General features: G+C 72.0%; 22 protein-coding genes. 7 read left to right on the forward strand and 15 right to left on the reverse strand.

Going from position 1 to position 24,769, the window contains the following annotated elements; translation table 11 throughout:
- Positions 1–360: 360 nt before the first annotated feature.
- The 6 genes from CHC11_RS05495 to CHC11_RS05520 form a co-directional block, all read right to left on the reverse strand.
- Complete coding sequence (locus tag CHC11_RS05495; RefSeq protein WP_089310500.1) at positions 361–1,644, reverse strand: Gfo/Idh/MocA family protein; 1,284 nt, start codon at positions 1,642–1,644, stop codon at positions 361–363.
- Between the two features lie 270 nt (positions 1,645–1,914).
- Positions 1,915–3,171, reverse strand: a complete 1,257-nt coding sequence (locus tag CHC11_RS05500; protein ID WP_089310501.1) for an ABC transporter substrate-binding protein — start codon at positions 3,169–3,171, stop codon at positions 1,915–1,917.
- Between the two features lie 58 nt (positions 3,172–3,229).
- On the reverse strand, positions 3,230–4,141 hold the full coding sequence (locus tag CHC11_RS05505) for a carbohydrate ABC transporter permease (protein ID WP_089310502.1): 912 nt from the start codon (positions 4,139–4,141) through the stop codon (positions 3,230–3,232).
- Entirely contained in the window at positions 4,125–5,141 is a 1,017-nt protein-coding gene (locus tag CHC11_RS05510) for a carbohydrate ABC transporter permease (RefSeq protein WP_089310503.1), read from the reverse strand. Before CHC11_RS05510 ends, CHC11_RS05505 begins: the two co-directional genes overlap by 17 nt.
- Positions 5,142–5,344: 203 nt before the next feature.
- Positions 5,345–6,343: an aldose epimerase family protein gene (locus CHC11_RS05515; protein WP_089310504.1), complete on the reverse strand. Its 999-nt coding sequence runs from the start codon at positions 6,341–6,343 to the stop codon at positions 5,345–5,347.
- Positions 6,340–7,302 (reverse strand): LacI family DNA-binding transcriptional regulator, encoded by a 963-nt coding sequence (locus CHC11_RS05520; protein ID WP_089310505.1) that lies wholly within the window; start codon positions 7,300–7,302, stop codon positions 6,340–6,342. Before CHC11_RS05520 ends, CHC11_RS05515 begins: the two co-directional genes overlap by 4 nt.
- Positions 7,303–7,447: 145 nt before the next feature.
- Between CHC11_RS05520 and CHC11_RS05525 the strand changes: the two genes are divergently transcribed.
- From CHC11_RS05525 to CHC11_RS05535, 3 genes are read left to right on the forward strand one after another with little or no spacing between them, the layout of a single operon-like run.
- Positions 7,448–8,344, forward strand: coding sequence for an NAD-dependent epimerase/dehydratase family protein (locus tag CHC11_RS05525; RefSeq protein ID WP_089311029.1), 897 nt, complete (start codon positions 7,448–7,450; stop codon positions 8,342–8,344).
- Between the two features lie 40 nt (positions 8,345–8,384).
- The gene (locus CHC11_RS05530; RefSeq protein ID WP_089310506.1) at positions 8,385–9,428 is read left to right on the forward strand and encodes a mandelate racemase/muconate lactonizing enzyme family protein; all 1,044 of its coding nucleotides are present in this window, start codon (positions 8,385–8,387) and stop codon (positions 9,426–9,428) included.
- Positions 9,425–11,362 (forward strand): DUF6807 family protein, encoded by a 1,938-nt coding sequence (locus CHC11_RS05535; protein WP_089311030.1) that lies wholly within the window; start codon positions 9,425–9,427, stop codon positions 11,360–11,362. The genes CHC11_RS05530 and CHC11_RS05535 overlap by 4 nt, the downstream gene beginning before the upstream one ends.
- Here the strand turns inward: CHC11_RS05535 and CHC11_RS05540 are convergent.
- A complete protein-coding gene (locus tag CHC11_RS05540) occupies positions 11,349–11,843 on the reverse strand; it encodes a hypothetical protein (protein WP_089310507.1) in 495 nt (164 codons plus the stop codon). The genes CHC11_RS05535 and CHC11_RS05540 overlap by 14 nt on opposite strands.
- A gap of 215 nt (positions 11,844–12,058) precedes the next feature.
- Here CHC11_RS05540 and CHC11_RS05545 point away from each other — a divergent pair, with 215 nt between their 5' ends.
- The 3 genes from CHC11_RS05545 (at position 12,059) to CHC11_RS05555 (ending at position 14,236) form a co-directional block, all read left to right on the forward strand.
- Entirely contained in the window at positions 12,059–12,352 is a 294-nt protein-coding gene (locus CHC11_RS05545) for a hypothetical protein (RefSeq protein ID WP_089311031.1), read from the forward strand.
- Positions 12,353–12,428: 76 nt separating this feature from the next.
- Positions 12,429–13,469, forward strand: coding sequence for a permease (locus tag CHC11_RS05550; RefSeq protein WP_089310508.1), 1,041 nt, complete (start codon positions 12,429–12,431; stop codon positions 13,467–13,469).
- Positions 13,466–14,236 (forward strand): TIGR03943 family putative permease subunit, encoded by a 771-nt coding sequence (locus tag CHC11_RS05555; protein WP_089310509.1) that lies wholly within the window; start codon positions 13,466–13,468, stop codon positions 14,234–14,236. Before CHC11_RS05550 ends, CHC11_RS05555 begins: the two co-directional genes overlap by 4 nt.
- An 18-nt stretch (positions 14,237–14,254) precedes the next feature.
- On the opposite strand, the gene CHC11_RS05560 is transcribed toward CHC11_RS05555, so the two are convergent.
- From CHC11_RS05560 to CHC11_RS05575, 4 genes are all read right to left on the reverse strand, one after another.
- Entirely contained in the window at positions 14,255–15,514 is a 1,260-nt protein-coding gene (locus CHC11_RS05560; RefSeq protein WP_245918774.1) for a pectate lyase family protein, read from the reverse strand.
- 248 nt (positions 15,515–15,762) lie between these two features.
- Positions 15,763–16,362: a SigE family RNA polymerase sigma factor gene (locus CHC11_RS05565; RefSeq protein WP_089310510.1), complete on the reverse strand. Its 600-nt coding sequence runs from the start codon at positions 16,360–16,362 to the stop codon at positions 15,763–15,765.
- Between the two features lie 372 nt (positions 16,363–16,734).
- Positions 16,735–17,658, reverse strand: a complete 924-nt coding sequence (locus tag CHC11_RS05570) for a glycoside hydrolase family 19 protein (protein WP_089310511.1) — start codon at positions 17,656–17,658, stop codon at positions 16,735–16,737.
- The gene (locus CHC11_RS05575; RefSeq protein ID WP_089310512.1) at positions 17,658–18,212 is read right to left on the reverse strand and encodes a lytic polysaccharide monooxygenase auxiliary activity family 9 protein; all 555 of its coding nucleotides are present in this window, start codon (positions 18,210–18,212) and stop codon (positions 17,658–17,660) included. Before CHC11_RS05575 ends, CHC11_RS05570 begins: the two co-directional genes overlap by 1 nt.
- Positions 18,213–18,770: 558 nt before the next feature.
- Between CHC11_RS05575 and CHC11_RS05580 the strand changes: the two genes are divergently transcribed.
- Positions 18,771–20,372 (forward strand): GMC family oxidoreductase, encoded by a 1,602-nt coding sequence (locus CHC11_RS05580; RefSeq protein WP_089310513.1) that lies wholly within the window; start codon positions 18,771–18,773, stop codon positions 20,370–20,372.
- Between the two features lie 103 nt (positions 20,373–20,475).
- Here the strand turns inward: CHC11_RS05580 and CHC11_RS05585 are convergent, their stop codons facing one another.
- The 4 genes from CHC11_RS05585 to CHC11_RS05600 form a co-directional block, all read right to left on the reverse strand.
- Complete coding sequence (locus CHC11_RS05585; RefSeq protein WP_089310514.1) at positions 20,476–20,907, reverse strand: phosphatase domain-containing protein; 432 nt, start codon at positions 20,905–20,907, stop codon at positions 20,476–20,478.
- Positions 20,904–21,458 carry a CGNR zinc finger domain-containing protein gene (locus CHC11_RS05590; RefSeq protein ID WP_089310515.1) on the reverse strand — a complete coding sequence of 185 codons (555 nt, stop codon included), beginning with the start codon at positions 21,456–21,458 and terminating at the stop codon, positions 20,904–20,906. The genes CHC11_RS05585 and CHC11_RS05590 overlap by 4 nt, the downstream gene beginning before the upstream one ends.
- Positions 21,459–21,495: 37 nt before the next feature.
- Positions 21,496–23,994 carry an ATP-dependent Clp protease ATP-binding subunit gene (locus CHC11_RS05595; RefSeq protein WP_089310516.1) on the reverse strand — a complete coding sequence of 833 codons (2,499 nt, stop codon included), beginning with the start codon at positions 23,992–23,994 and terminating at the stop codon, positions 21,496–21,498.
- Positions 23,995–24,360: 366 nt separating this feature from the next.
- A complete protein-coding gene (locus CHC11_RS05600; protein ID WP_089310517.1) occupies positions 24,361–24,567 on the reverse strand; it encodes a DUF397 domain-containing protein in 207 nt (68 codons plus the stop codon).
- Positions 24,568–24,769: the final 202 nt, after the last annotated feature.

A 24,769-nucleotide genomic window follows, 5' to 3' on the forward strand; every position in this document is an offset into this window, starting at 1 on the left:
TGCCCGGAGGGGAAACATCGCCTGACACGGAGGGCGAGTCCGAGACGGAAGCCGTGCTCGATCCAGAGGCCGGGCCTGGAACACGGACGCGCAGATCGAGAACGCCCAGGGCGTTTCGGAGGCGTTCGGCCAGGTCCGGCCCTGGCGACGGGAAGAGCCCCCGGTCACGGCGAGCGATCTCCGCCAGCTCCGCAAGCTCCACCCAGTCCGCACTCTCCACCCGGTCCACCTCCTCTCCCCGGCCAACGCTCTCTGCCCGAGCCGCACTCTCCACCCGGGCCGCACTCTCCACCCGGCCCACGCGCTCCGCTTGGTTCGTGCGCTCGCCCCAGCCGGAGTGCGATGCCTGGTTCGGGTGCATCAGTTCGCCCGGCGGGTGCCGTCCGCCGTGAGGGCGACGGGGGCGCCGGTCGCCGCGGACAGGCCGGCGGACACGCCGATCATCACGCTCGCGACGCCCGCGCGGTATCCGGCCTGGCGGGCGAGCGGGTCCTGCGACGGCCCTCGGAACACGTCGTCGAGCAGGAGGGCGTCGCCGCCGCCGTGCGCGCCCGCGCCATTCCCGATCACGATCTCTTCCGGCTCCCGCCAGTGCCGGTGCAGCACGAGCCGCTCGGACGCACCCGCGGCGTGCTCCTTCCCGGACGCGGTCGGGTCGATCGCCGCGTGCGGAGGCGTCCACGCGCGCTCGACGACGTCCAGTTCGAGCCGTCCGGCTGTGCCGTTGAGGACGGCCCGGTATCCCTCGGCGGGCGCGTGCGCGTTGAGGGAGTAGGTGAGCAGCGCGCCGCGCTCGTAGCGGACGAGCACCGCCATGTTGTCGTCGATGGTCACGCCCTCGCCGAAGACGTCCTGGTCGCGCAGGTAGCCGTCCTCTTGCTCGGCGTCGAGGTAGAGGCGCTTCAGCCGGGGGTCGGCGGACAGGTCCAGCAGGAACGGGTCCGTGCCGAGGCCCGGCGCGCCGCGGGCTCGGACGGGACGGTCGGCGAGGCCGCGGGCGCGGGCGTTCGCGGCGCCGTAGAAGCGCAGGGACGTCTGGGCGTAGACGGAGGCGGCGGCGTCGGCGATCCACCAGTTGACCAGGTCGAAGTGGTGGGTGGACTTGTGCACGAGCAGCCCGCCCGAGTTCGCCCTGTCCCGGTGCCAGCGACGGAAGTAGTCGGCGCCGTGGACGGTGTCGAGCGCCCAGCAGAAGTGCACCGAGGTGACCTCTCCGATCGCGCCTTCCGCGACGAGTCGGCGGACGGCGCTGTTGCGCGGCGAGTACCGGTAGTTGAAGGTGACGACGAGCCTGCCCGGGCCGCGCTCGGCCGCCTCGGCGACCGCCGCGCAGTCCTCGGCGGTCGTGCACAGCGGCTTCTCCACGACGACGTCCTTGCCGGCGTCGAGGGCCGCGACCACATAGCGGGCGTGTGCGGCGTCGACGGTCGTGACCACGACGGCGTCGGCGAGGTCGAGCACGGCCCCGAACCCCTCGGGCGCGAAGCACGGCACCTCGCGGCCGATCCGGTCGAGGTAGTAGCGCAGGCGCGTCCGGTTGGGGTCGCAGAGCGCGGCGATCTCGCCGGTGTCGCTCCACTCGCCGAGCAGCGCGTCGACGTACATCTGCGCCCGGTGGCCGAGCCCGACGAAGGCGTATCGCATGGCGGGAGAACTCCAGGGAGGGGTGGCGCCGTGCGGCCCGGCCGTCCTCGGGCCGCACGGCTGCTCATGGCTTGGGACCCGCGATACGAGTCCCCGGAACGCGGATCCCCGGTACACGAGTCGTCCGGAAGGCGGGCATGAGCCCGCGTCATCGCAAGGAAGGCGCGGTGTCACCGGACGGCGCGTCGCCGCAAGAACAGCGCCAAGGACAACGCGTCGTCTCCAGGACGGCGCGTCGTCGCGAAGACAGCGCCCTGATCGGGTGTGTCGTCAGGACAGGGCGGTGTCGGACTCGGTGAGGAAGGTCTTGGCGGCCGCGTCCGGTTGCGCCTTGCCGAACAGCACCGAGTCGGTGGCGCGCTTGAGGATGTCCTCCATCTCCATCGCGCCCTTGGGCGGGACGACCACCGGGCTGAGGTCGCCCTTGATCGAGTCCATGAAGGCCAGGACCTTCTGGTCAGCCGGGGTGAGCCTGCCCTTGATCGTGGTGATCACCTTGGCGTTGGTGGGCAGGCCGCGGTCGCTGAGCAGGATCCCGCCGGCGTCCGGGTCGTTGACCAGGAAGTCGACGAACTTGCGGGCGTTGTCGGCCTTCTCGGTCCTGGACGAGATCGTGTAGTACATCGCCGGCTGGAGGAACATGCCCGAGGCCGAGGCGCCCGGGGCCTTCGGCATGCGCAGCAGGTCCAGCTCCTGCCCGGAGCCCTTGGTCAGCGCGTCGAGCTGGTTGCTCCACCAGCTGCCGAACACGCTGGTGTTGGTCGCGAGCAGCGCCTGGTCGACCTTGGTGCCGGTCTCCAGCATCTTGGCGGCGGCCGGGCCCGCCTTCGTGTCGATGATCTTCTTCAGCAGGGCCCACCAGTCCTTGATGGTCTGCTCCGACAGGGCGACCTTGCCGTCGCCGTAGAACTGCTCGCCGCGCTGCGCGGCGAAGATCTGCAGGAAGGCCGGGTTCTCGTTGTACTCGGTGCCCCAGACCTTCCCGCCGCTCTTCTCGGTCACCCTCTGGGAGGTCGCGACGTAGTCGTCCCAGGTCCAGGTCTTGTCGTCGGGCACCTTCTGGCCGTACTTCTCCAGGGCCGCCTTGTTGACGACCATCGGGAAGGCGTTGACGCCGGTGGGAACGGCGTACTGCTTGCCGTCGACCTGACCGGCCTTCAGGACGCTCTGGTCGAGGTCGGTGGTGTTCACCTTGCCGGTCAGGTCGGTGAGGGTGCCGCGGCCCGCGTACTCCGCCAGCCCGCGGATCTCGATCGACATCACGTCGGGTGCGTCCCCGGCCGCGGTCTTGGTGGCCAGCTTCTCGTAGTAGCTGTCCCAGTCGGAGAAGTCGCCCTCGACGTCGATGCCGGGGTTCTCCTTCTCGAACTCGGCGATGGCCGCCTCGGTCAGCTTCTGCCGGGAGTCGCTGCCCCAGTAGGAGAAGACGATCGTGTTCTTGCCGCCGGAATCGCCGTCGCCGCTGCCGCACGCGGTGGCCGGCACCGCGAGCAGGGTGAGGGCGGTGGCCGCCAGGATGCGCTTCATTTGTCGGGTACCTCCGGGGACGGGGGTGGGGAGGGACGGGGGCGTTCGGGAGCGGGGCCTATTTGAGGCCGGTGGTCGCCATTCCTCGGACGAGGTATTTCTGGCCGGCCAGGAAGAAACCGAAGATCGGGCCGAGTGAGACGATCGACATCGCGAACATCGGTCCCCAGGAGGAGTTGCCGCTGGAGTCCATGAACTGGCGCAGCGCCACCGGCGCGGTGAGCCTGTCGGAATTGGTGAGGTAGAGGTTCTGGGTGAAGAAGTCGCTCCATGTCCAGATGAAGGTGAAGATCGCCGTGGTGGCCAGCGCGGGGACGCAGAGCGGCATCACCACCTGCAGGAACGTCCGCCAGTAGCCGGCGCCGTCGATCGCCGCGGCCTCGTCCAGCTCCCGGGGCAGGGTGCGGATGAACTGCACCATCAGGAAGATGAAGAACGCGTCGGTGGCGAGGAACTTCGGCACCACGATCGGCCAGATCGTGTTGATCCAGTCGATCTTGTTGAACATGATGTACTGCGGCACGACCGTCACGTGGTGCGGCAGCATGATCGAGCCCAGCATGAGCGCGAACCAGAACCGCTTGAACGGGAACTCCAGCCGGGCGAACGCGTAGGCCGCCATCGAGCAGGCCAGCAGGTTGCCGACGACCGCGAGGGACGTGATGACCGCGGAGTTCCAGAGGTAGTAGCCGAAGGAGTGCTTGAGCGCCCCCCAGCCGCCGGAGTAGTTCGCGCCGGTCACCTCGGACGGCACCAGGCCGGGCTCCCGGAAGATCAGCTCCTCGGGCTTGACCGAACTGGAGATCATCCAGAGCAGCGGGTAGAGCATGAACAGGCCGAAGGCGATGAGCAGCAGGTGCCTGGTCAGCCGCGACACGGGCCGGAACAGCACCGGCGCGCGCCTGCCCGGCGTGCGCCTGCCCGTCGCCGAACGCCTGCCTGTCACCACGCGCTTACCTGTCGTCGCCATAGAAGACCCAGAATCGAGACATGAGGAAGTTGACGGCGGTCAGGGCCGCGATGATGAGCAGGAGCACCCACGCCATGGCGGCCGCGTAGCCCATCTCGTAGTTCTTGAAGCCCTTGATGTAGAGGTAGAGCGTGTAGAAGAGGGTCGAGTCGACCGGCCCGCCGTTGCCGCCGCTGACGACGAACGACTGCGTGAACGACTGGAACGACTTGATCACTTCCAGCACGGCGTTGAAGAAGATGATCGGCGTGAGCAGCGGCAGCGTGATCGAGCGGAACTGCCGCAGCCGGCCGGCGCCGTCCACCCGGGCCGCCTCGTACAGGCTCCGCGGGATCTGCCGCAGCCCGGCCAGGAAGATCACCATCGGGGCGCCGAACGTCCAGACATGCAGGACGATCAGCGTCCAGAGCGCGGTGTCGGGGCTGGTGACCCAGCCCTGGCCCTGGTAGCCGAACCAGCCGAGGAACGTGTTGACGATCCCGTCCGTCCCGAAGATCTTCCGCCACAGGATCGAGATCGCCACGCTGCCGCCGAGCAGCGAGGGCAGGTAGAACACCGACCGGTAGAACGACAGCCCGCGCAGGCCCCGGTCCAGCGCCATCGCCAGTCCGAGGGCGAAGGCGAGCTGCAGCGGGACCGACACCACGACGTAGGTGGTGGTGACCCTGAGCGAGTTGGTGAACCGGTCGTCGGCCGTGAACATCGTGTCGTAGTTCTTCAGGCCGACCCAGTGCGCCTCGCTGAGCAGGCTGTAGTCGGTGAACGACAGGTACAGCGAGGCGATCATCGGGCCGAGCGTGATGGCGAACAGGCCGACGAACCAGGGGGCCAGGAACAGGTGGGCGGTCCACGCCTGCGAGCGGGCGCGGGAACTCGCGCGGCGCCGGCGGCCCTGGCCGCTCCACCGTCCCCTCCGCCGCGGCGCGCCCGCCCCGGCGGGGGACGCGACCGGAGGCTGCGGCGTCTCCGCCGTTCCGGACGCCGCGGATCTCAGCGTCATCACTGGCCCTTCGGTGAGTCAGGTGAATTGAGATAGCGCTTTCTTAACGCTCCGGCGCCGAGGACGTCAACCCTTTGCAGTGACCCGGCTCACGTTCAGGTTCAATGCGGCCTTGAATACCAGCAGCTCAGAAGCGTATTGAGCACGCAGCGCAAGCGCCAGATTGTTTCGGGTTGCGAGCTTTTACTACAACCGATTGCAGTTCAGGCATGTCCGAAGCGATAGGTGGTGACCGAAACGTGCTCCTGGCCGGGCCGCAGCACCGCCGACGGGAACGCCGGACGATTCGGCGCGTCGGGGAAGCGCTGGGTCTCCAGGCACAGTCCGGCGAACGGGCCGTAGGGCGTGGCGACGCCGTCCAGCATGTGACCGGTGTAGAACTGGACGCCCGGCTCGGTGGTGGTGACCTCCATCGTCCGCCCGCCGGCCGGATCGGCGACCGCCACCCGGCCCCGGAGCACGAAGCAGTGGTCGTAGCGGCCGCCGAGCCGCGCGCCCACCCGGGTGGGGACGGTGAAGTCGAACGGCGTCCCGGCGACCGGGGCCGGCTCGCCCGTGGGGATCTTCCCCGCGTCCACCGGCAGGTAGCGGTCGGCCTCCATCGCCACCACGTGGCCGCGCACGTCGCCCGAGCCGGACAGGTCGAAGTAGGAGTGGTTCGTCAGGTTGACCACCGTGGGGGCGTCGGTCGTGGCCCGGTACTCCAGCCGCAGCGCGTCGCCGTCGAGCACGTACCGGACGCGGGCGCGCAGCTCGCCGGGATAGCCCTCCTCACCGTCCGGGCTCACCAGGCTCAACTCCACCTCCGCCGGACCCGCCGACTCCACGCTCCACACCCGCTTGTCGAAGCCGCGGACGCCGCCGTGAAGGCTGTGCCCACCGTCATTGACGGCGAGCCGGTACTCCCTGCCGTCGAGTGTGAACCCGCCCCCGGCGATGCGGTTGGCGTACCGGCCGACGACCGCGCCGAAGTACCGGCTGCGGTGCAGGTAGTCGTCCAGCGTGGCGAGGCCCAGGACGACGTTGGCGCCGTCCGCGACCTCGAGCCGCTGGAGGATCGCGCCGTAGGTCAGCACGCAGGCGCGCAACCGCCCGTTGTCGAGCACGTGCCTTTCGACCCGCTCGCCTTCGGGTGTGACACCGAAGCCGCGCGTGGCTCCGGATTCGGGCGTGGCTCCGGCGGCGCCGTCGTGAAGCCTCATGGGGATCCTTTCGGGGGAGCGGTGGACTCGCGGACGACCAGGTGCGTCTCCAGGACGGTGGCGGCGCTCATCGACTTGATGAGCAGGTCGACGGCCATGCGCCCGGCGTCGGCCGTGGGCATCGCGACCGTCGTGAGCTTCGGCCGGTGCAGCCTCCCGGTGACGCTGTCGTCGACGCCGATCACGCTGACGTCGCCGGGGACGCTGACGCCCCGCTCCTCCAGCGCCTCGATGAGACCGATCGCGACGAGGTCGTTGTAGGCCAGCACACCGGTGACCCCCGCCTCGGCCACCCGTTCGGCGACGGCGATACCGCCCTGCTCGGTGGGGGCGTTCGGGCCGATGACGAGCGTGTCGAGGCCGGGCACGTCGGCCACGGCCCGGCGGATCTCGCCGCTCGTCCAGGAGCCGGCCGGCCCGGCGACGAGGGCGACGCGCCGGTGGCCGAGCGCGGCGAGGTGCCGCATCGCTGCGCGGGCGCCCTGGGCGACGTCCATCACGACGGTCGGCACCCCGCGCATCCGACGGTTGACCAGGACGAACGGGATCGTCTCGGCCAGCTTCTCCAGCGCCTTGTTGGACGAGCGCGGGCTGCACAGCACGATGCCGTCCACCTGCTTGGAGAAGGCCTGGACGAGGTCCTGCTCCTCCGCGGGGTCCTCGTCGGTGTCGGCGACGAACAGGTGGTAGTCCTGCCCGCGGGCGGCGGCCTGGGCGGCCTTGATCAGCGGGGGGAAGAACGGGTTGGCGAGATCGGCCACGATCAGGCCGAGGTTGCCGGTCCGGCCCGTGGTGAGCGAGCGGGCCGCCCGGTTCGGCCGGTAGCCGAGCCGCTCGGCCACCGCGAGGACCCGGGTCCGCGTCTCGGCGTTGACCATGTGGGGCGCGGAGAAGGTCCGCGACACCGTCGACACATGCACGCCGGACGCGTGCGCCACATCCCGGATCGTCACTGCCATGACGCTCATCCTAACGCAACCGTTTGCACGAGCTGGCCGTCACGTCAGTGTGTTTCACCTGGTCATCAGCCGATGCTTGACGAACGGCCGGGGATCGAGCGATCGTTACTGCAACTGTTTGCAGGAGATCGAGGGAGTCGACGCGGTGAGCAGAGTGCTCGTCACCGGAAGCGCGGGCCGGCTGGGCCGAAGCGTCGTGACCGTGCTGGCGGCCGCCGGGCACGAGGTGGTCGGCGTCGACACCGCCCCCGGAACCCCCCGGGACGCCGCCGCCACCCTACCGGCCGACCTCACCGACCTCGGCGAGGCCCATTCCGCCCTCACCCGGTTCCGGCCGGACGCGGTCGTCCACCTCGCCGCGATCGCCGTCCCCTTCGGCCGGACGGACGCCACGACGTTCCGCGTCAACACGCAGCTCGCCTTCAACGTCTGCGCGGCGTCGGTCGCCCTGGGCGTGGAGCGGCTGGTCGTCGCCAGCAGCCCGACCGTCATGGGCTACGGCGCTCCCGGCGGCTGGACGCCCGAGTACCTGCCGCTGGACGAGAGGCACCCGACCCGGCCCTGGAACGTCTACAGCCTGTCGAAGCTGGTCGCCGAGCAGGCCGTGCAGACGTTCGCCCGGTCGGCGGAGGGCACGCGGATGGCCGCGTTCCGTCCCTGCTTCGTGGTCGCGCCCGAGGAGTGGGAGGGCGCCCCCACCCAGTCGGGCCACACCATCCGCGAGCGGCTGGACCGGCCCGACATCGGCGGCGCCTCGCTGTTCAACTACCTCGATGCCCGGGACGCCGGCGCGTTCGTCGACGCCCTCCTCGCCGGGCTACCCCGGCTGGAGCGCAACGGCGAGGTGTTCTTCGCGGGCGCCGCCGACGCGCTGGCCCGCGAACCGCTGGCCGAACTGCTCCCCCGCTTCGTCCCGCAGGCCGAGGGGCCCGCCGAGGCGCTCACCGGCACCTCCCCCGCCTTCTCCTCCGCCAAGGCCGAGCGGCTGCTCGGCTGGACCGCCGAACGCAGCTGGCGCACCGAACTCGCTGAGCTCCCCTAGCTCCCCTGGAGGGACGGTCGCCCGTGGAACGGATACCGGCATGATCAAGGATCTGTCCGTCGCGGCGCGGTCGGTGCCGCTGGCCCGGCCGTGGGGCGCGGACGTGCCCCGCAACCACGTCCTTGTCGTCACGCTCACGCTGGACGACGGACGCCGGGGCACCGGCATCACCTGGACGCCGCGGGTCGGAGCGCACGCGGTCGAAGCGCTGCTGGAGCACGACGTCCTGGACGCGGTGATCGGGCTTCCGGCGCACCCCGGCGTCGTCTGGGACCGGCTGTCGGCCCACCTCGGTGAGGCGGGCCGGAGCGGGATCGTCCCGCTAGCGATGGCCGGAGTGGACCTCGCCCTGTGGGATCTGGAGTGCGGTGAACGCCCACTGGCCGAGGTCCTCGGAGCACGGCGGGAGAGCGTCCCCGTCTACGGCAGCGGCGTCAACCTGCACTACACGCTGGACGAGCTGACCGCCCAGGCCGGGCGGTGGACCGCCGCCGGGTACCCCGCCGTCAAGATCAAGGTGGGCCGGCCCTCGCTCGCCGAGGACGTCGCGCGGGTCGCCGCCGTCCGCGAGGTCGTCGGCCCGGACACCGCGCTGATGATCGACGCCAACCAGCGGTGGGACCTGCACCGGGCCCGGACCGCGCTGCGGGCGCTGGAGCGGTTCGACCTGTTCTGGATCGAGGAGCCGCTGCCCGCCGACGACGTCGCCGCCCACGCGGAGCTGCGCCGGTGCGTCGGCACGCCGATCGCGGTCGGGGAGAACGTCGCCACGGCGCACGGCTTCCGCGACCTGCTGACCGCCGGCGCCTGCGACGTCGTCCAGCCGAACGCGGTGCGGGTCGGCGGGATCACCCCGTTCCTGCGCATCGCCGGCCTCGCCCGCGTCTTCGACGTGCCCGTCTACCCGCACCTGCTCACCGAACTGTCCGGGCAGCTCGCCCTGGCGCTGCACCATCCCGCGATGGTGGAGCTGGTCGAGGACGCCTCGCTGACCGACCTCGGCCTGCTCGCCGCCCCGTCCCCCGTGGAGATCACCGGGGCGGAACTCCGCGCCACCGGTGCCCCGACGAGGTGGGCCCGGTGAAGCCGGTGCGGGTGGTCGTGGCCGGGGTCCACGGCTACGGGCGCCACCATCTGGACAACGTCGGACGGCTCGCCGCGGTGGGCCGGGCCGAGTTGGCGGGCGTGTGCGACCTGCGGCCGCCGTCCGGGCTCGGGGTCCCCGTCTCGGCGGACCTGCCCGCGCTGATCCGCGCCACCGGTGCGGAGATCGCGGTGATCGCCACCCCGATCCACACCCACGCCCCGCTGGCCGTGGCCGCGCTCGAAGCCGGGGCGCACGTGCTCCTGGAGAAGCCGCCCGCGCCGTCCGTCGAGGAGTTCGCGCGGATCTCCGAGGCCGTGGCCCGGACCGGTCTGGCCTGCCAGGTCGGCTTCCAGTCGCTCGGCTCGGAGGCGATCGCGGCCGCCCGGGCGCTGCTCGGCGGCCCGGTGCGCGGCATCGGGGTCGCCGGGGCGTGGAGCCGGCCGTTCGGCTACTACACCCGATCGGCCTGGGCGGGCCGCCGCAGGCTGGACGGCGCCGACGTCATGGACGGGGCCCTCACCAACCCCTTCGCCCACGCCGTCGCCGCCGCCCTCGCCGTCGCGGGCGCGGACACCGCCGAGTCGGTCGCCGGCGTCGAACTGGAGCTGTACCGGGCCAACGCGATCGAGTCCGACGACACCTCCAGCGCCCGGCTCCGGCTCGCGGACGGGACGGTCATCGCGATCACCGTCTCCCTGTGCTCCGGCGGGCGCACCGAGCCCTACCTGCACCTGCACGGCCGGGACCGGTCCGCCCGCCTCTTCTACACCGTCGACGAGGTCGAGGCGGGCGGTGTCATCACGGGCCATGGCCGGACGGACCTGCTCGACAACCTCGTCGCGCACGTGCGCGAGGGCGCGGACCTCCTGGTTCCGCTCGCGCGCACGGGCGGCTTCACCCGGCTGCTCGACGCGGTCCGGCTCGCTCCCGACCCGCGGCCGGTCGAGGGGCGGTTCGTCCGGGCGGAGCCGTCCAGGCTGGTCCTGCCCGGCATCGAGGATCTGGCCGTGCGCGCCGCCGAGAGCTTGAAGACCCTCTCCGAACTGGGCTTCCCCGGCAGCCTGGGATCCGTGCGGGCGCGCTGGCCGCGGACCGCGCTGCGGGCGGACGGGCGGGAGGTGGCCGCCTACGTCCAGCGCGGCGACCTTCAGGCCGCCGACGCGCCGCGCCCCCACCTGCACCCCGTCCGGACCCTCGGCGGGACGGTCGTCACCGAGAGCCGCCCGGACGACCACGTCCACCACCTCGGGGCGGGCGTCGCGATCTCCGACGTCGACGGGGTCAACTTCTGGGGCGGCTCGACCTACGTCCGCGGCGAGGGGCCGAGGATGCTCGCCGACCACGGACGGCAGAGGCGCCGCTCGCTCCGCCCCGTCGACGGCGGCTACGCGGACGACCTCGACTGGACCGGGCCGGACGGAACCGTCGTCGCCACCGAGGAGCGGACCCTGACGGCGCGGTCGCTGACACCCCGGTCCGCACCCGGCGCGTGGGCGCTGGACTTCGCGTTCACGCTGACCGGCCGGACCGGGCGGCCGCTCGTCCTGCGGAGCTCGGCGTGCAAGGGCCGCGCCGGCGCCGGATACGGCGGCTTCTTCTGGCGCGCCCCGAAGGCATCCCCGGGGCTGGACGTCTTCACCGGCGAGGCGTCCGGTGAAGAGGCCGTGCACGGCAGCGTCACCCCCTGGCTGGCGCTGACCTCGGACGCCTGGAGCCTGGTGTTCGTCCAGACCACCGGGCTCGATCCCTGGTTCGTCCGCGTCGCCGAGTACCCCGGCGTCGGGCCCGCGCTGGCGTGGGACGAGCCGCGGACCGTCCCGCGACGCCTGGAGCGGGCGATCACCGTGGTCGTCGCGGACGGACGGCTCACCCCCGACCTCGCCCGCACCCTCGCGGCGGCGCAGGCGACCGGGCAGGTCAGCCGGAGGTGAAGACGTCCGCGGCGGCGCTCTTGCGGAGGTCTTCGAGGAGGTCGATCTGCGTCAGGGCCCGGTTGAGCAGTTTCTCCAGCTCGTCCGCGTCCAGGTCCGGCGTCCGGTCGGCGATGGTGAGCAGCGTGCGCCATCCGGCGGCCTTGCCCTCGACGGCCAGGCGCAAAAACTCGTACTCCACCACGTCGGTCAGCGGCGAGCGCTCCTTCAGGCGGCCGTTGAGCTTGAGCCGTCCCGCCCTCTCCACCACGGACATCGCGATGCTCTTGTAGTGGCGGACGGGGACGCCGAGCGACGCCATGATGGACAGCAGCGCCCCCCGGTCGGCGGTGATCTCGTCGGCCAGCCGCCGCAGCCGCTCCTCGCCGGGTCTGCCCCGGTGCGCCTCGGCCACCGCGCGGGCGCGCCCCACGCCGGCCGCCGCGCCCGCGAGGTGGTCGTTCAGGTAGATCGCCAAGAATGATTCGGCCGGCTTCTCCATGCGAGTCCTCTCGGATGCGGGGACCATGGCCCTGCTCATCGGGTTGACGCACCTCGCGGTACCCAGCGGGCGGACGGCTACGCACCGCGCGACCTCCCGCCCGACCGCCCGTGCGCGGCGGCCGGACACCCACGCGTTCGGAGTGGGCAAAGACCGGCCAATGCGCGCTTGTGCAGGTGAACGCCGGGTACGGCCCGACCGACCGAGGGGGGAACATGATCAAGACACTGCACAAGCGGGGCATCAAGTCGCATCACATGTACACGGCCGGACTCGGGTCGATCGCCCTGGCGTTCGCGTCGTGGGCGCTGTCCGAACGGCTGGAGGAGGCGGGAATGGACCGCGCCGACCGATGGGGCATCTTCGTCGGCGAATGGGCCCCGACCTTCTTCGCCATCGGCGTCGCCATGCGCCTGGAGGAGATGCACGAGGAGGGCGGCGACGTTCCGCAGCAGCGCGGCGAGATGGACGAGCGAGTCGGCGGCCGCGCGTCCCACGCGATGCGCTAGTCACGCTCGGCCGCACAACCTGGACCCGGCCGCCCGCGCGTAGCTCCGGGGCGTTGCGGGGGTGGGCTCTGGAACGATGGCCCGCATGACCGAACGCATCGGCCTGCGGGCGGCCGAGGAGGAGCTGCTTCCTCCGGCCGAGTGGGGACGCGGACGGGGCGCGGCGTCCGGGGTTCGCGCGGCGTGGGCGTTCTGCGCGCTGGCGGCGGTCCTCGTGCTCGGCCGGGCGTGGGCGGCGCCGCGGATCGGCGCGCGAGCCCTGGACGCCTGGGCAACGACCTTCGTCGCGGTGTGCGTCCAGGCGCTGCCGTTCCTGGTCTTCGGGGTCGCGCTGTCGGCCGCGATCACCGCGTTCGTCCCGGCGTCGGTGTGGCGGCGGGTGCTGCCGCGCCGGCCGGGGGCGGCGGTCCCGGTCGCGGGCGTGATGGGGGCGGTCCTGCCGGGGTGCGAGTGCGCGTCGGTGCCGGTCGCGAGCGGACTGATGGCGCGCGGGGTGGCTCCCGCCGCCGCGCTCACGTTCCTGCTCGCCGCCCCCGCGATCAACCCGATCGTGCTGGTCGCCACCGCGGTCGCCTTCCCGGGGCGGCCGGAGATGGTGGCGGGGAGATTCGCCGCCTCGCTGCTGGTCGCGGTGCTGGCCGGGTGGGCGTGGCTGCTGCTGGGCAGGCGCGAATGGCTCAGGGTGCCGTCCCGGCCGCACGCGCATGGAGCGGCCGGACGCCTGGACGCGTTCCGGCAGGCCATGCGGCACGACATCATGCACGCCGGAGGGTTCCTGGTCGTGGGCGCCGCGGCGGCCGCGACCATCAACGCCGCGGTGCCCTCCGAGTGGGTCTCGTCGGCGGCGGGCAATGCCGTGGTGTCGGTCCTGCTCCTGGCGGTGCTGGCCGTGCTGATGTCCATCTGCTCGGAGGCCGACGCGTTCGTGGCGGCCAGCCTGTCGCAGTTCTCCACCACCGCGCGGCTGACGTTCCTGGTGGTCGGCCCGATGGTGGACCTGAAGCTGATCGCCTTGCAGGCGGGGTTCTTCGGCCGGAGTTTCGCGGTCCGGTTCGTCCCGCTGACGTTCTGCCTGGCGGTGGGGGTCAGCGCGCTCGTCGGAGGGCTGCTTACGTGAGCAGGTCCGCGCAGAACCTGCTGCTGGTCCTGCTCGGCGGCGCGATGCTGTGGATCACGCTGGGCAGCGGCGAGTACGTCAACTACGTGCGGCCCGGGTTCCGCTACCCGCTGGTGGCCGCGGCGATCGCGTTGGTCGTGCTGGGCGCCGCCGGGCTGCGCCGGGACTGGCGGGGCACCGGCGACGACGAGGACCATGACGAGCACAAGGACCATGACGAGCACGAGGAGCACGGGCACGGGCACGGGCACGGGCACGGTCCGGGCGTGGCGTGGCTGCTCTGCCTTCCCGTACTGACGATCTTCGTGATCGCGCCGCCCGCGCTCGGCTCGTTCACCGCCGCACGCGGCGCCGGTCGCGCCGCGCAGCCCCCGCCGTCCCCCGCCGGGGGCTTCGCCCCGCTGCCGAGGACGGGGACGCCCGCCCCGATGAGCATGGGCGAGTTCATCGGACGCGCCTACGCGGCGCAGACGGGCGATCCCGCGTCGTTCGCGGGGGTCCCGGTACGGCTGACGGGCTTCGTGAGCCCGCCGGCGAAGGGTGAGCGCGGCTGGCGCGTCACCCGGCTGAAGGTCGCGTGCTGCGCGGGGGACGCCATCCCGTTCCCCGTGATCGTGCGCGGCCTGCCGCGACCGCCCGCCGACACGTGGGTGCGGGTCGACGGGGTGTGGGAGCCGCCCGCGACCGGGCGCCGGGCCACGGTCGTCCAGACGCTGCGCGGGCGGTCCCTCCAGCGGATCGGCAGGCCCGGCAACCCCTACGAGTGACCGGGCCCGCCGCCCCGGTCAGACGTGGCCGACGCCGGCGCCGGCGGTGACGGTCGCCTTCACCGTGCTGTTGGCCTCGGGCGTGTAGGAGTACGGGATCGCCGCGACGGATCCGGAGTTGCGGGTGACGGGCGTCCCGGAGTTGACGAGGTAGTTGTTCAGGACCTTGATGTTGCCCTGGTCGGACGAGCCCTCCTGCAGAGAGGTGGGCCGCGCGACGTTCTCGAAGTAGTTGCGCTCGACGTAGACGCCGGCGTTCTCGGTGGACGCGACACCGTAGCTGCCGATGCCGCTGTAGTAGTTGTTGAGGACGTGCACGGGGTTGGCGAAGCGCACCCGCGGGTGGCGCTGGTTGGTGCCGTCGAACCAGTTGTGCACGTAGGTGACGCGCAGGTGGCCGAGGTCCTCGCCCGCGTTGTCGTCGCTGTGGCCGAGCAGGGCGGTCTTGTCGTGGTCGTGGTAGTGGTTCCACGAGACCGTGATGAAGTCGGACGCGCGCTTGACGTCGGTGAGACCGTCATACCCCTTGGACAGGTCGTTGTGGTCGATCCACACGTTCGTCGAGTACTGGACGTTGATCGCGTCGTCGCTCGCCCCGGTGAACGTGAGGTTGCGGATGATGACGTTGCGGGCCTGGGAGACGTTCAGCCCGCCGCCGGTGATCCGGCCGGACGTGCCGACGCCGATGACCGTCTTGTTGGACGCCACCTTCTGCATGCCCGACACCGCGATGCTGCCGGTGATCCGGATGATGTAGGGGGCGCTCGCGGTCGCGTAGGTGTTGAGCTGGGACGCGCTGGTCGCGGTGACCGTGGCGCCGCCCGCGCCGCCGGTCGTCCCGCCGTTCATGCTCGCGTACCCGACCGGCGACGACTCGGCCGCGACGGCGGCGCCGGGCTGAAGGGAGTCGGCGGGCGGCACGGCGGCGCCCGACGCGCCGGACGCGACGGTCACGGCCACGCCCGCGGTCACGGCGAACGTGCCGAGGAGCAGGGTTCTGGTCTTCATGCGGGGTTCCTCCTTTGTCACCGCACGTAGATCTGCGGCTGGGGTGGGGTGGACATGCCGTCCCCGAGGAAAAGCTCGGGTGCGGCGGCTCGTCGACCACAGGACCCGCCCGTCGCGGGGGTCGATGTAGAGCGAGGAAGGCCGGCCCGACGACTCGCTGACCTTGACGTACTCCAGGCCGGGCCGCGCGGGGTCGAAGTCGCCGAGATGCTGGGCGTCGCCGTGGCCGGTGCGGGTCGTCCCCAGGCCGTCGCCGTCGAGGTCGGCCACGCTCGCGTCGTTGGCGCCTGCGAGGGGTAAGGGTTTCGATCTCACAGACCACTTCCTTGGGAGCGGGGCGGGGGGCCGCCCGGGAGCGGGTCTTCACCCCCTAGTCGCCGCCCGCCTCCAGAAGGTTGCCGCGCGGCTCCACGAGCCGCGTCCCCTCAAGCCGCCCCCACCACGGCACGCACCCGGAGCTGCTGATCGATCCGAAAGCCCCAGACCGCAAGCTTGCGCCCGGAACCGCAGGCCGGGGACTACCTTTCGGTGAGTCGTCGCTCGGGGAGTTGAGGGTCGGCCAGGTGGCGGGCCAGTTCGGCGACGGCCTTGGCGGTCTGGCTCTTCACGGTGCCGACCGCGACCCCCAGAACGCGGGCGGTGTCCTTTTCGGACATGTCGAAGCCGAATCGCAGGACCACGCACGCGCGCTTGCGCGGGGGCAGCGTCCGGAGCGCCGCCCGCACGTCGACGACCGCCGGGACGTCGGGCTCGCGGACGCGGTCGTCCATGCGGGCGCTCAACCGCGCGGCCTTGTCGCGCTCGCGGACGAGGGCGCGGATCCGGCTCCGCGACATGTTGACGACCATGCGGCGCACGTAGGCGAGGGGCTGGTCGGCCGCCCGCACCCGGTCCCAGCGCTGCCAGGCGGCCGTCAGGGCCTCGGCGGCCAGGTCGTCGGCGCCGTCCTGATCACCGAGCAGCAGGAAGGCCAGCCGCGCCAGCTCGCGGTGGTGCCGCTGGAAGAAGCGGTGGAACTCGGTGCGGGCGGACTCGTCCGGCAGGGCCGTCTCGCCCGGTGCAGCCGTCTCGCCCGGTCCAACTGTTTGGGAGCGCTCCCAAGCGTGTTGCGGAAGCATCGTCACCGCCTTCAGGGGATCGGCCGGACGAGCGTTCCCGGGCGGCGTGCCCGGTTCGCCCGCGGCTCCGGCGCGGTTCAGAAAGCGCTTTCTCAACGACCGTACGGACGCGCTCCACGGCCCGTCAACAACTCTTTCACCGCACGGCTCACGAGCCTTCCCGCGACCGGGAACGCCGGACGGCCCGCACCCGGGGTCACCGGGCGCGGGCCGTCACTGCATCGGCCGACGGGCCGCCTGCCAGCGGATCGCAACCGCCGACGAGTCCCCATCGCGAACCACCACCGCAGGCAGCTCTCCACGGTCAGGACTCCTGCCCGTCAGGGGCTCCTGTCCGCCAGGGGGCTCACGTTCGCCGGCGGGCTAGGGTCTTCAGCAGGTCAGGTTGCTTCCTGCGGAGACGCCGAGGATCTGGGTGAATCTCTGGTAGGCGTTCACCCGGCTCTGCACTTGGGCCGGGTTCCGGCCGTCGCACTCCAGAGCGCCGTTGATGCTTCGGATCGTCTCGCCGAACCCGCGGCCGTTGACCATCGCGCTGTGGCCGGTCATGGTGCCGGGGCCGTTCTGGGTCATCCAGTACCAGAGCCCGGTCCGCCAGGAGACCGACGCGTCCCGCTCCACGAGCCACGGGTTGTTCAGCAGGTCGAGGCCGAGGGCGTCGCCCGCCGCCTTGTAGTTGAAGTTCCAGCTCAGCTGGATGGGACCGCGACCGTAGTAGGCCGCCTGCCCCGCCGGGCATCCGTAGGGCCGGCCCGCGTCGCAGTAGTGCGGGTAGTTCCCGGTGTTCTGCTCGACGACGTAGACGAGTCCGCCGGTCTCGTGGTTGACGTTGGCCAGGAAGGCGGCCGCCTCCTGCTTCCTCACCGTGTCGCTTCCGGTGCCGGCGAACGCGGGGAAGGCCGCCATGGCCGCGGTAAGGCCGCCGTAGCTGTAGAACGAGTTGCGGCTCGGGAACATCTGGTCGAACTGCGATCCGCTCACCACGGACCCGCTCTGGCTGGGCGGATCGCCGGGGTCGGACGACCCGCCGCCACAGGTCCCCTGGTCGGCCCACACGTCGGCGCGGCCCGGGGTCTCGTTCTGCGTCCACCACTTCGCCGACCAGTTGTGCCCGTTGTAGGACACCGCGGCACCGCCGGTGTAGACGGCGGAGGAGCTCCACGCCGCCGCGCAGTCCGCGGCGGAGGCCGACGCCATCGGCAGGACGGCCGGCAGCGTCCCCGCCGCGAGCAGGAGAGCACCGGCGAGCCGGGCACCGAGCAGCAGGGGGACGCGCCGCGCCTCGCGGACCGGCATCACTGGACGTTCACGTCGACGCAGGCGTAGAAGGCGTTGGCCGTGTCGGCGATGTTCCAGATCGCCAGCACCTTCTGCCGGCCGGTGACGCCGCCGAGGTCGACCGAGTGCGAGACGGTGGACGGGGGCTGCTGGTTGTTGCCGTCGACCACGGCGACGCGCCTGCCGCCGACGTAGTACTCGTAGTTCGAGGTGCGGTGCCGGGCGGTGAAGGTCCAGGTGAAGGTCACCGTTCGGCCGACGGTCGTGGCCCTCCAGCCCTTGCCGTCGTCGTCGAGCTCGGCGAACCGCGCGTTCCCGCCGCTGCAGCTGCGCAGGCCCTTCGGGCCCTCGACGCTCTGCGGCTCCCACTGGATGGAGCCGCACTGGACGATGTGCTGCGCGCACTGGGCCTGCCGGCTCATCGGCGCCGAGACGTATCCGTGGGCCCAGGCCGAGGTCGCCGGGATCACCACGGCGACGAGCGGGGCGATTCCGACGCCCGCCGTGATGGCGGCGATCCTTCGCGTGCGCTTCGTGCGGGGGGTCTTCTTGGTGCGGGGGGTGGTTTCCATGCGGGGGGTCCTTGCGTGATGGGGATGGTCATGGAACGTCGTCGCGGCAGGGCCTGCCGCAGGGGGAGCAGTCGACGAACGCGGGGGGGGGGCACGGGGCGGAGCGCGGGGGCGGGCCATGAGCCTCCATTGAATAGGAAACTTTCCTATTGAATTTAGGGAACGGTAACCCCGCGCCCGATCGCGGGCAAGACTCCGGCGGAAACCACCGAAACGGCGCCGCACCAGCACGGCCGGACCAGTGCAGGCAGGGAAGCGAACCAGCTGGTTGCGGTCGGAGAATTCGGCACCATTCCCCGCAACCGCCCACCGATGGTCGGCGAGATCTGCCAACGGACCGCCCGGATCCCCATATCGGGTGCCGGCGCGGGTGAGATTCCGGTCACCGGGACACCCCTTGGAGGCCCGTCCCCGCCCTTCTACGATCGGGCCACCCATTTCTGTCGCCCGACCGGCGGGAACTCCCGCGTCCGGCCGGGACGGCGGCGCCGACAAGGGCCAGGCGCGGGCCCTCGTTTAGCGGTCGCCTCGCTGCACGGCGTCCGCCGAGAGGATCACATGGACCGGAGCGCTGACTACGTCGTGGTGGGGGCCGGCAGCGCCGGCTGCGTGCTGGCCAAGCGGCTGGCCGAGTCCGGGGCTAGCGTCGTCCTGGTGGAGGCGGGCGGTCCGGACCGGACGCCGCTGGTCCGCAAGCCGGGGCTGATCGCCGTCTTCCACAACGTCCCGCAGCTGAAGAAGCGGCTGGACTGGGGCTTCTACAGCGCCCCGCAGAAGAACGCGCTCGACCGGAGGATCCCGCAGGTCCGGGGGCGCGTCCTCGGGGGGTCGGGGTCGATCAACGGGATGCTGTTCGTGCGCGGCCACCGCAAGAACTACGACGACTGGGCCGCCGAGGGCTGCACGGGGTGGGGCTTCGACGACGTCCTCGACAGCTACCGGCGGATGGAGAACTGGGAGGATGGCACCTCCGACCTGCGCGGCGCGGGCGGCCCCATCCAGGTGACCCGGCAGCGGGACCTCACACCCGCCTCCGAAGCGTTCATCGAGGCGGTCGTCCAGACGGCGGGCGTCAAGCGCAACGACGACTACAACGGCGCCGAGCAGGAGGGCGTGGGGGTCTTCCAGCAGAGCGTCGCGGACGGCCTGCGCTACAGCTCGTCCGTCGGCTACCTGGACGACCACGGCCTGCCGAACCTGACGGTCCTGACGAACGTGACCGTGCAGCGGGTCGTGATCGACAAGGGGCGGGCCACGGGCGTCGAGGTCGCCGGCAAGCGGGGGAAGGCGACGATCCGGGCGTCCCGGGAGGTCGTCCTGTCGGCGGGGGCGTTCGGTTCCCCGCACCTGCTGATGCTGTCCGGCGTGGGCCCGGCCGGCCATCTGGGGGACCACGGCATCGAGGTGCGCGCCGACCTCCCGGTGGGCGACAACCTGCACGACCACATGTTCGTGCCGATGACGTTCGTCATGGACACGGCCCGCCACAGAGGCACCTCGCCCTACTTCGCCAGGGGCGTCGCCAAGGAGTGGACGAGAGGCGGGACGTGGGTGGCCCGCAGCGTGTTCGAGGCGGTCGGCTTCGTCCGCAGCGGGCAGGCGGGCGACGTGCCCGACATCCAGTTGCACGCGTTGCCGTGGTCGTACCCGTTCCCGAACCAGGACGCGCCGACCCGGCACGCCGTCGACAAGCGGTCCGCGCTCACGATCATGCCGACGCTGATCTACCCGAAGAGCCGCGGCACGATCCGGCTGGGGTCGGCGGACCCGTCCGCCGCGCCGATCATCGACCCCGGCTACCTCACCGAGCCCGACGACGCCCGGCTGCTGCTGGACGGCATCGAGCTCGTCCGCGAGGTGATGGCCTGCCAGGCCATCGCCGGGGACGTCAAGGAGGAGCTGTCCCCCGGGCCGCGGTACCCCGACCGGAAGGCCCTGGCCGAGGAGCTGCCGAACCGCGCCACGACCGTCTACCACCCCGTCGGGTCGTGCCGGATGGGCGCCGACGAGCGGGCCGTCGTCGACCCCGAACTGCGCGTGCGCGGCATCGAGGCACTCCGCGTGGCGGACGCTTCGATCATGCCGACCATCATCGGCGGCAACACCAACGCCCCCAGCATGATGATCGGCGAACACGCCGCGAAGCTGATCCTCGAATGAGGCCTGCCCTCCCGTGCGGACCGGCCCCCGCCCAGGGGCTGGTCCGCACGCGAGGGCCAAGCCCACGCGACCCGGGAGGTGCGTTTCCGGACTGAGCACAGGGTCAGGCTGGGAAGCGGGTTATCCAGCGGCGTTGCCAGGGGGTTTCGACGGCGCGGGGGTGGTGGTGCTCACGTGTCCAGGTGACGGCCTCGGACGAGGCCACTCCCGACAGGACGGCCAGGCATGCGATGACCGTGCCGGTGCGGCCGACGCCGCCTCCGCAGGCGACCTCGACGGCGGCGCCGGAGCGGGCCCGCTCGTGCAGGGCGCGGATCTGCCGGACGGCCTCGTCCCGGTCCCGGGGCAGCAGGAAGTCCGGCCAGTCGATCCAGGCGGACGGCCAGCTCAGCTCCGGCTCGTGCCTGCGGCGGAGGCGGCCGGAGCCCAGGTAGAGCCCGAAGTCGGGGGCCGGGCCGTCCGGAGGCGGGTTCCGCAGGCCGCGTCCGCGGATCGGTGTCCCGTCGGGAAGCCGGATCGCGCCGGTGAGCGTCATCGGGCCCCCGCCCGGCGGCGCGCGCGGTGGTTGGCGACGTTGAGTCTGTTTCCGCACAGCTCTGGCATGCAGTAGCGGCGGCGCCCGGCGCGGCTGGCGTCGGCGAACACGCCGCCGCATCCGGGGGCGGCGCACGGGCGGAAACGGCCCTGGCCGAGGGCCCGGACAAGGTCGAGCAGCGCGACGCCGACGAGGGCGGCCACCTCCCCGACGAGCGAGGCGTTCCGGGCCGTCGGGACGTACCACTGCCACCGGCCGGACGGATCGCGGCGCAGCACGGGCGCGAGCCCGGCGTGCCCGGCCAGCAGCGCCGCTCGCTCCACCGCCTCGTCCTCGGTCCCGGACTCCATGAGGGTGCGCACCTCGCCGCGCAGGAAGCGGACCTTCTCGACGTCATCGGCGGTCGGCACCGCGACGTCGTACGCCGCGAGCAGGTCGGCCAGGTCGGCGGGCCCGCGGAGCGCCTCGGCCCCCCGGACGTCCGGCGACGTGCCGACGAGGTCGTTCGCGACCTCGACGCCCGCCGCGTAGTCGGCCATCGGGATGAGCACACGTCCTCCAGTAAGGTTTATAGGAGGACTGTAGCCCTTACTTCGTGGCGACGTCGAACTGGAGGCCGCCGTTCACCGCGGACACGTCGACGTGCCCACCGGGCTGCAGGTCGCCGGACAGGAGAAGGTCGGAGAGCCGGTCGTCCACCTCGCGCTGGATCGTCCGGCGCAGCGGACGGGCGCCGAACTCGGGCTGGTAGCCGCGCCCGGCGAGCCAGTCCACGGCCTCGGCGCCGAAGGTGACGGAGACGTCCTGGGCGCGCAGGCGGCGGCGCGTCTCGTCCAGCAGCAGGTCGGTGATCTGGCGGAGCTGGCCCTCCTCCAGCCGCCGGAAGACGATGATCTCGTCGATCCGGTTGAGGAACTCGGGCCGGAACGCCTCGCGCAGCCGCCGCATGATCCGGTCGCGCAGCCCGCCGCCCTCGCCGGACGTGCCGAAGCCGATCTCGGTCGTGCCGGTGATCAGTTCCGAGCCGAGGTTGCTCGTCATGATCACGACCGTGTTGCGGAAGTCGACGGTGCGGCCCTGCGCGTCGGTGAGGCGGCCGTCGTCGAGGAGCTGGAGCAGGACGTTGAACACGTCCTGGTGCGCCTTCTCGATCTCGTCCAGCAGGATCACCGAGTACGGCTGGCGGCGGACGGCGTCGGTGAGCTGCCCCGCCTCCTCGTAGCCGACATACCCGGGTGGGGCGCCCATCAGGCGGCTGACGGTGTGCCGCTCCTGGAACTCGCTCATGTCGAACCGGATCATCCGGTCCTGGCTGCCGAACAGGGCCTCCGCCAGCGCCTTCGCCAGCTCGGTCTTGCCGACGCCGGTCGGGCCGAGGAACAGGAACCCGCCGATGGGCCGGTCCGGGTCGCCCATCCCGGCGCGGGATCGCCGGACGGCCCGCGCGACCGCCGCGACCGCCTCCTCCTGCCCGATCACGCGCTCGTGCAGATGACCCTCCAGGTTCGACAGGCGCTCCCGCTCGGCCTGGGTGAGCTGGGTGACGGGGACGCCGGAGATCCGGGAGACGACCTCGGCGATGTCCTCCGTGGTCACCTCCGGGACCGTGGCCGGCCCGCCGTCCCCGCGCGTCGCGGTGAGGTCCTTCTCCAGCCGGGCGACCTCGTCGCGCAGCTCGGAGGCCCGCTCGTAGTCCTCGTCCGCGACGGCCTGGTCCTTCTCGCGGCGCCGCTGGTCGAGGCGCTGCTCCAGCTCGCGGCGCCCGCCGTCCCGCGTGGAGCGCAGCCGGACGCGGGCGCCCGCCTGGTCGATGAGGTCGATCGCCTTGTCCGGCAGGAACCGGTCGGTCAGGTAGCGGCTGGACAGGTCGACGGCCGCGACGAGCGCCTCGTCGGTGAAGCGCACCTGGTGGTGCGCCTCGTACCGGTCGCGGAGGCCGCGCAGGATCTCGATGCTGTCGGCCGCGCTCGGCTCCGGCACGAGGATCGGCTGGAACCGCCGCTCCAGCGCCGCGTCCTTCTCGATGTTGCGGCGGTACTCGTCGATCGTGGTGGCGCCGACCACGTGCAGCTCACCGCGGGCGAGCGGCGGCTTCAGCATGTTCCCCGCCGACATCGCGCCCTCCGCGCTGCCCGCGCCGACGATCGTGTGGATCTCGTCGATGAACACGACCAGGCCGTCGGTGTGCTCGCGGATCTCGTCCACGAGCTTCTTCAGCCGCTCCTCGAAGTCGCCCCGGTAGCGGGTGCCCGCGACGACGCCGCCGAGGTCGATCTGGACGATGCGCTTGCCGCGCAGCGTCTCGGGGACCTCGTCGTCCACGATCCGCTGCGCCAGCCCCTCGGCGATCGCGGTCTTGCCGACCCCCGGGTCGCCGATCAGCACCGGGTTGTTCTTGGTGCGCCGCGAGAGGACCTCGACCGTCTCCTCGATCTGGTCCTCGCGCCCGATCACCGGGTCGATGCGCCCCTCACGGGCGAGGGCGGTCAGGTCGCGTCCGAACTCGTCCAGCGTCGGCGTCCCGCTCGGCTGGCCGCCGCCGCTCCCGGGCGGCGGCTGCCCGGAACCTCCGCCGGACGCCGCCTGCTGCAGCGAGTCGGGCGTCACGTGCTCGTGGTCGAGGATCCGCCCGGCGCTCGACCCGCGGTCCAGCGCCAGCGCGAACAGCAGGTGCTCGGGCCCGATGTAGGACGATCCGAGCGCCCGCGACACCTGGTGCGAGTCGAGCAGCGCCCGCTTGGCGGAAGGGGTCAGCTCGGGCGGGACGTCGCGGGGCTCACCGCGCCGCGCATGGTCCTCGATCTCTCCCCGGATCTTGTCCGGGTCCGCGCCGGCCCGCGCCATCCACTGCCGGGTCCCCTGCTGGCGGGTCGCCGCCCACAGCAGGTGATCGGTGTCCAGGTCATCACTGCCCCACTGCGCCGCCTGCGCGGCCGCGTCCCGCACCAGCTCCCGCGCGGGCTCGCTCATCAGCCGCGCGATGCTGATCCGCTCCATGGGCCGCCGGTGCGCCCGCGCCCCGAAGAAGCGGGCGAGCATCTCCTCGAACGGGTCCATATCCCCTGGCCCGTACCATCCCGCGGTCATCTCCGAAAACCCCCCGGTAGTCGAAGGACACGTCATAACAACGGACATCCCCCTGCCCATGGCATGCCCCGGAAAGCACCCACGCCAACCGTCCCGCGGCATAGCTCGCCTGCCTTCGGCAGGACGGACGCCCGACCGGTCAGAAATCGAGAAGCGCCCTTGACCGGGCCGCGCCTAGCGTGAGGACAACGGATATCAGTACGGCCGACCGGAAGCAGGCGTTCGCACGAAATCAGCAGGTGAAGGCGCGCAAGAGCGGAAAGCCCGGGGGCGGTGTCGCGGTGGATGCGGCAGTGGCGCATCACCGCCGCCCAGCCCCGCCAGCCCCTGCCGACTGCCCCGCGCCAAGCCGCGTCACCTGGCCGGCTAGTCCAGGCTCCCGGCCTTCACGCGCTCGACCAGCCCCCGGAAAGCGTCCCGTCCCACGGTAAGGCGCGGCCCGCCGGGATCCTTGCCGTCCCGGATGCTGACCGCATGAACCCCTGTCGCCACCTCAACGCATTGCTGCTGAGAGTTGTTGTGGCTGTAGCTGCTCCTGCGCCACCGGACGGCGGACGAACCGGACTCGGGCATGGCGGCCTTCTCACCTGGACGACCTTGTTCAGACGACTCTGCCGCCACCGTAAGCCGCCCCCTCCACCCGCACCAGCAACGACCTCGTCACCGCCAAGCCAGGTCATACGGTTCGGATGACCCGTCCCCGGCGGCCGGGCGTTTCCTACTTCTTCTCGGGGCGGCCGAATCACGGGCGCGTCGTGCGGGCAGGGCGCGGAGA

The sequence above is a fragment of the Actinomadura mexicana genome (assembly GCF_900188105.1).
Classification (GTDB): Bacteria; Actinomycetota; Actinomycetes; order Streptosporangiales; family Streptosporangiaceae; genus Spirillospora; species Spirillospora mexicana.